Annotated in this window: 6 protein-coding genes; all 6 read left to right on the top strand. The window is 35.5% G+C overall.

Translation table 11 applies throughout. From position 1 onward, the window contains the following. The first annotated feature begins 494 nt into the window (after window positions 1-494). Window positions 495-1,778: a nucleotide sugar dehydrogenase gene (locus ACFX5F_RS12270; RefSeq protein ID WP_379852325.1), complete on the top strand. Its 1,284-nt coding sequence runs from the start codon at window positions 495-497 to the stop codon at window positions 1,776-1,778. Window positions 1,779-1,840: 62 nt separating this feature from the next. Next, entirely contained in the window at window positions 1,841-2,188 is a 348-nt protein-coding gene (locus ACFX5F_RS12265) for a four helix bundle protein (RefSeq protein ID WP_379852324.1), read from the top strand. Between the two features lie 66 nt (window positions 2,189-2,254). Then, on the top strand, window positions 2,255-3,262 hold the full coding sequence (locus ACFX5F_RS12260) for a mannose-1-phosphate guanylyltransferase (RefSeq protein WP_379852323.1): 1,008 nt from the start codon (window positions 2,255-2,257) through the stop codon (window positions 3,260-3,262). Between the two features lie 508 nt (window positions 3,263-3,770). After that, window positions 3,771-4,721 (top strand): GDP-L-fucose synthase family protein, encoded by a 951-nt coding sequence (locus ACFX5F_RS12255; protein WP_379852322.1) that lies wholly within the window; start codon window positions 3,771-3,773, stop codon window positions 4,719-4,721. A gap of 269 nt (window positions 4,722-4,990) precedes the next feature. Beyond that, entirely contained in the window at window positions 4,991-5,383 is a 393-nt protein-coding gene (locus tag ACFX5F_RS12250) for a four helix bundle protein (protein ID WP_379852321.1), read from the top strand. Between the two features lie 249 nt (window positions 5,384-5,632). Continuing rightward, entirely contained in the window at window positions 5,633-6,718 is a 1,086-nt protein-coding gene (gmd, locus tag ACFX5F_RS12245; RefSeq protein WP_379852320.1) for a GDP-mannose 4,6-dehydratase, read from the top strand. Window positions 6,719-6,804 lie beyond the last annotated feature (86 nt).

Here is a 6,804-nt window from a genome sequence, read left to right as displayed (position 1 = left end):
TTTTTGGTGTAAAAATATAAGGGCGGGTTGTAGTTTGTCATCTCGACGAAAGGAGAGATCACATAAGTAGTTAGATAGTGGTAATAAAACGGATTTTTTATTTGAATAACATTTTTTCTTTTGTCTTGATTACTCACGAGTTAATGATTTATTGGAGTTCGTGAATCTTCGATTTCAAAAGAAACAAAAGATATTCATGGGTAATCTTTTCTTTTGTCTTGATATAGCATCAAAATCACCTATTCGGGTGATTTTTTTGTGAATATTAAATATTATAAGCTCTCTTAAATGCTGTATATGAAGCTGTTGCGTATTTTATTTTTCTATTTGCCAGTGTTTTAGTACTTCGAGGCGTAAATAGTACTAAAAGAAGTGGCATATTCTAACTATATTTGCGCACAAAAAAAAATTTTATTTTCAACTCATTCCTGTGAGTTTGAATCGCGTAGCTGTACACTGTAATTAACAATCGTTTATCAAAATTGGTTTAAAAAATGAGTTCAATCCTAAAAATAGCGGTAATAGGTCTGGGTTATGTGGGTTTACCATTGGCACGTTTATTTGCAACCAAACATGCTGTTGTCGGATTTGACATCAATGAATCTAGAGTTTCTTCCTTGAAATCAGGTACTGATACAACTTTTGAAGTCAGCGATGCTGCATTACAAGAAGTACTGCTCGATAGACCCGGTGATGCTGTCGGTTTGTATTGCACGTCAGTTTTGGCTGATATTGCCGACTGTAATTATTACATCGTAACGGTGCCAACACCGGTTGATAAGAATAATCGTCCTGATTTAACACCTTTATATAAGTCAAGTGAAGCAATAGGATCCGTTTTGAAAAAGGGGGATATTGTTATTTATGAATCGACCGTTTATCCTGGTGTCACTGAGGAAGAGTGTGTACCTGTTTTGGAAAGCGTTTCGGGACTACAATTTAATATAGATTTTTTTGCGGGTTATTCGCCAGAGCGAATTAATCCCGGAGATAAAGAACATACAGTAGAGAAGATTTTGAAAGTGACTTCGGGTTCAACGCCCGAGATAGGAATTAAAGTCAATGAACTATATAAAAGTGTCATAACTGCGGGAACGCATTTGGCACCATCAATAAAAGTAGCCGAAGCCGCCAAAGTAATTGAAAACTCACAGCGCGATATCAATATAGCATTTGTAAATGAATTGGCCAAGATATTTAATTTAATGAATATTGACACCCATGCCGTTCTAGAAGCAGCAAGTACCAAATGGAATTTCCTGCCTTTTAAGCCTGGTTTAGTTGGTGGACATTGCATTGGGGTCGATCCTTATTATTTGGCGCAGCGCGCCCAGGAATTTGGGTATCATCCCGAAATTATTTTAGCAGGACGACGATTGAATGACAGCATGGGGGAATATGTTGCCTCTCAGATTGTGAAACTAATGATAAAAAATGGAATTTCAGTGAATGGAGCCACGCTCTTAATGCTTGGAATTACTTTCAAAGAAAACTGTCCTGATGTTCGCAATACAAAGATTGTCGATGTTATTGCCGCATTAACTGATTATGGAATTACAGTAACCATTTACGATCCGTTGGCTGATACAGCTGCTGTAAAAAATGAATATAATTTAGTTACGCTAAATACAATACCTAATGCAAAGTTTGACGCCATTGTTTTGGGTGTAGCTCATGCTGACTTTTTAGATTTGGATTTTTCAATATTTAAAAATTCAAATAGTATTTTGTACGACGTAAAAGGAGTTTTAGGCGATGCTGTAGATGGCAGGTTGTAAAGATCGAATTTCGTTTATAGTCCACCGTCTATCGTTTTTAGAAATCGAATAACTAATGAAATATGGAATCAAATTTAGAAGTTTGGAAATTAGCCCATCAATTAACGATCGATGTCTATAAAATTACTCAAGGCTTTCCAAAGGCCGAACAATTTGGTCTCACTAGTCAAGTCAGAAGAAGCGTAAGTAGCGTTCCGACAAATATAATTGAAGGTCAGGCTAGACAATATAAAAAAGAATTTATACAGTTTTTATACATAGCGAAAGGATCATTAGAAGAAACAAATTATCATTTGTATTTGTCTAAAGATTTAGGATATATTACAGAGACTGACTATACTTTTTTATTCGAATTGTGTACAAGAATAAAAATGATGTTATATAAATTAATAAAGTCGTTATCCGTTTAGCGTTATCCGTTTTTCGTCCAACGAATATCGAACAACGACCAACGAGCATAGACCAAAAAATAAAATATGGAAAACAAAAAATCAATTATTCACGTCATTCTTACCGGAGGAGTAGGAAGCAGGTTGTGGCCGCTGTCGCGTAAAAGCCAGCCTAAACAATATTTAGATATTTTTGACGGTAAGTCGCTGTTTGAAATGACCGTGGATCGCAATCGCAATATAGCTGATAAAGTGATGGTGGTCGGGAATATTGACAATTGTCATTTGAGCAGAAAAATTCTGGAAAAAACGAATACGGAGTATATTGATATCATCGAGTCGACGCCAAGAAATACGGCTGCCGCCATAGCATTTGCTGCTTTTGCCGCTGATCCCGACGACATTTTGATTGTCACGCCATCGGATCATATTATTGGCGATATGGCTGAATATGAAACGGCGATACAAGAAGCAGTAGAAAAAGCTACTCAAGGATCCATTGTTACTTTTGGTATTGTACCTACAAAACCGGAAACGGGATATGGGTATATTGAACGCAAAGGAGATGACGTGATTTCTTTTAGAGAAAAACCGAATAAGGTTTCGGCGCGAGATTTTATAGCCAAGGGAAATTTTCTTTGGAACAGCGGAATGTTTTGTTTTAAAGCAAGCGTTTTGTTGGAAGAATTGAAAGCTTTTCACCCTGAAGTATATGAGAAATCGAAATTGGTTTGGGAAAGTAATACCAATGGGAATTTAGATTTAGCACTTTCTATGGATATTCCTTCCATCAGTATTGATTATGCGGTGATGGAGCGAAGTAAGAAAATAAAAGTGGTATCCTCTAAATTTGCCTGGTCAGATTTAGGTTCTTTCGAGTCTGTGTATGATTATTTAGTTACGATTGGTCATGTTGTGGATGAAAACGGGAATATGGTTATTGGGACTACTAACTATACCGCTTTTATAGGGGTAAAAGACACTATTTTTGTTTATACGCCTACTGCGAATTTGATTTTGAAAAAGGAATTTTCACAGGATGTCAAAAGTGTTTATAGTGCGCTTGAAAGAGAGAATTCGGATTTATTGAATTAAAAAGCCTTTACTGTATTTTGTCATCTCGACGAGAGATCGCATAAGTAGCTGGATAATTGTAGTAACGCTAATTTTATTTGAAGATGATTTTTACTTTTTTCCTTGATGAAAAAAGTAACAAAAAAATATTCATGGGTTATTATTATTTTTTGGTATTCATGAATCTTCGATTTCAAGTCTTCACTCCCTCGTCGGTCAAATTAGTTTTCGAATACGCAAAAAGAAAAGAACTCGCTGCGCTCAAACAGCTTTTCTTTTTGCGTATTCTTCAAACATTTGACGCTCGACTGCGGAAGTTAAGGACACTTCAATCTCGTAAATAATGGCAATTTGATTTATAATTGAATTCCAAGATAAAAAATTATAGCTCGAACTGACGTATTGATTTTTAATGTGACTTCATTTTCAGATTATCACTTCTAGTATTTAAAAATATTGTTTCCAGTTGAAGAGAGATAAATGAAGCATTAATGATATCATTTAATGCCTATATATAATTAAAATAAAAATGAATAAAGACATAAAAATATATATAGCAGGACACAACGGGATGGTGGGTAGCGCTATCTGGCGTACGTTAACCGCTAAAGGGTATACTAATTTGGTTGGCTCTTCTAGCAAAGAACTTGATTTGAGAAACCAACAAGCAGTAGCTGCTTTTATGGCAAAGGAAAAACCGGAAGTGATTATTGACGCTGCCGCAAAAGTGGGCGGGATATTGGCCAACAATAATTTCCCGTACCAGTTCCTTATGGAAAACATGCAAATCCAAAATAATCTAATCGATACCGCTTTACAGTCTGGTGTGGAGAAGTTTATTTTTCTGGGGAGTTCCTGCATTTATCCAAAATTGGCTCCACAACCGTTGAAAGAAGAATATTTGCTTACGGGCCCTTTGGAACCTACTAACGAATGGTACGCTATTGCAAAAATTACTGGCGTGAAAACCTGTGAAGCTATCAGAAAACAATTTGGAAAAGATTATGTGAGTCTGATGCCAACTAATTTATACGGCACCCATGATAATTTCGATTTAACTTCTTCGCATGTTTTACCGGCGATGATGCGAAAATTTCATGAGGCGAAGGAAAATAACCATGCTCCCGTAACCCTTTGGGGAAGCGGAACACCTATGAGAGAATTTCTTTTTGTGGATGATATGGCAAAGGCGGTTGTTTTTGCTTTAGAAAATAAACTACCAGATTATTTATACAATGTGGGAACCGGAGAAGATTTGACCATCAAACATTTGGCAGAAACGATACAAAAGATAACGGGTCACCAAGGAGAGATTGTTTGGGATGCCACAAAACCAGATGGTACGCCAAGAAAATTAATGGATATATCCAAAATGCATGCTTTGGGATGGAAGCATCAGGTTCAATTGGAAGAGGGAATACAGAAAACGTATGATTGGTTTTTGGAGAATATTAATCGGTTTAAGGAAGTGAAAATGTAGAAAAGGGTTAACTGGTTAATCGTTTAACTGTTTAGAGAAAGGTTAATCGGTTAGGAAAAGTTTAATCGTTTAGGAAAAGTTTAATCGTTTAATTGTTTAGGAAAGGTTTAACTGTTTAGAAAAGGGTTAGCAGGTTATCCAAAAGTTAATTGTTTAATTTACCGATTCAACTCACCAGTTCAACCTTGCAAAATACAATCACCGATTCAACTTTTCAATTACCTAATAACAAACGAATAAACAATTAACCAGTTAAACAATTAACCGATTTGAGCTATCACATCTATTCTTTCGAAAAATTAGAGGTATATCAACTGGCCAGAAAGTTCAAAATTGATATAAAGTTGATGAGTCAGTTATTTCCAAAAGAAGAGCGATTTGATTTAATTAGTCAAATTAATAGGGCATCAGCCAGTATCTCCGCTAATTTGGCAGAGGGTTCCGGAAGATCTTCTAATTTTGACCAAGCCCATTTTACAAATATGTCTTATTCGACAGCGCTTGAAACGATAGATCATTTGAATACCGCCTTGGATATGAAGTATATTAATGAAGAGAAATATACGGAACTTCGAATAAAGCTGGATGCTATTCTAAATAAACTCAATTCACTATATAAATATCAAATCAATAATAAGGAGACATTGAAGAAAAAAGTTTAACTGGTTAGGAATAGGTTAACTGTTTAACTGTTTAATCGTTTAGGAAAAAGTTTAATTGTTTAATCGATGCGAAAACAATTAACCGATTAAACAAATAAGCGATTCAACTCTTCATCAAACAATTAACCGATTAAACAAATAAGCGATTCAACTTTTCGTCAAATCTTTCTTATAAAAAATAAAAATAATTAGTTAATCGAGAGGCAAAACAATTAAGCAAATAATCGATAAACCGTTTAAACAAAAAAAATGAGTACTACACAAAAAACAGCCTTGGTAACAGGAATTACAGGTCAAGACGGATCTTATTTGGCAGAATTATTATTGGAAAAAGGATATATGGTTCATGGTGTTAAACGCCGCGCTTCTTCTTTTAATACGCAACGTATTGATCATATCTATCAAGACCAGCATGAAGCACATGTTAATTTTAAATTGCATTATGGAGATTTGACGGACTCCACTAACATCATACGAATCATTCAGGAAGTACAGCCTGATGAAATCTATAATTTAGGAGCGATGTCACATGTAAAGGTTTCTTTTGATTCACCTGAATATGTTGCTAACGTGGATGGAATAGGAACTTTAAGAATCCTTGAAGCAGTCAGAATATTAGGTTTATGTAAAAAAACCAGAGTATACCAGGCTTCAACTTCTGAATTGTATGGTGGATTAGCAGAGAATAAAAACGCACAAGGATTTTATGACGAAAACTCGCCGTTTTATCCGCGTTCTCCTTATGGAGTGGCTAAGATTTATGCCTTTTGGATTACAAAAAACTACCGTGAGGCTTATGATATGTTTGCTTGTAACGGAATTCTTTTCAATCATGAATCTCCAAGACGTGGTGAGACTTTTGTCACCCGTAAAATTACGATGGCCACTGCTGCTATTGCAAAAGGAAAGCAAGAGTGTCTTTTTCTGGGGAACTTAAATTCGCAAAGAGATTGGGGACATGCCAAAGATTATGTAGAAGCGATGTGGCGTATTTTACAGCAAGATGTAGCTGAAGACTATGTAATTGCAACGGGTGTTACCACATATATTAGAGATTTTGTTCGTATGGCCTTTGCTGAGGTTGGTGTGGAACTGGTATTTGAAGGGAAGAATGAAAACGAAACCGCTAAAATAGCCGCTTGTAATAATCCTTTGTATCAGTTGGAAATAGGTACCGTGGTTGTACGTGTAGATCCTGAGTATTACCGCCCAACAGAAGTAGATTTGTTAATTGGTGACCCTACTAAATCTAAAACACAATTGGGTTGGAAACCGCAATATGATTTAGCTGCATTGGTTAAAGAGATGGTTGCGAGCGATTTGAAATTATATTAATTTGAAAACAGTATTTCAAAGATGGTTGGGGTACCATTTTTAATTATTTTGAGTAGAGAAAAGTTTAATCATTTAGAAATAGTTAA

The organism is Flavobacterium zhoui (genome assembly GCF_042787235.1).
In the GTDB taxonomy this organism is placed as follows: domain Bacteria; phylum Bacteroidota; class Bacteroidia; order Flavobacteriales; family Flavobacteriaceae; genus Flavobacterium; species Flavobacterium zhoui.
The sequence above is the reverse complement of the archived record's forward strand: the minus strand, read 5'-3'. Positions and strand labels throughout refer to the sequence as shown.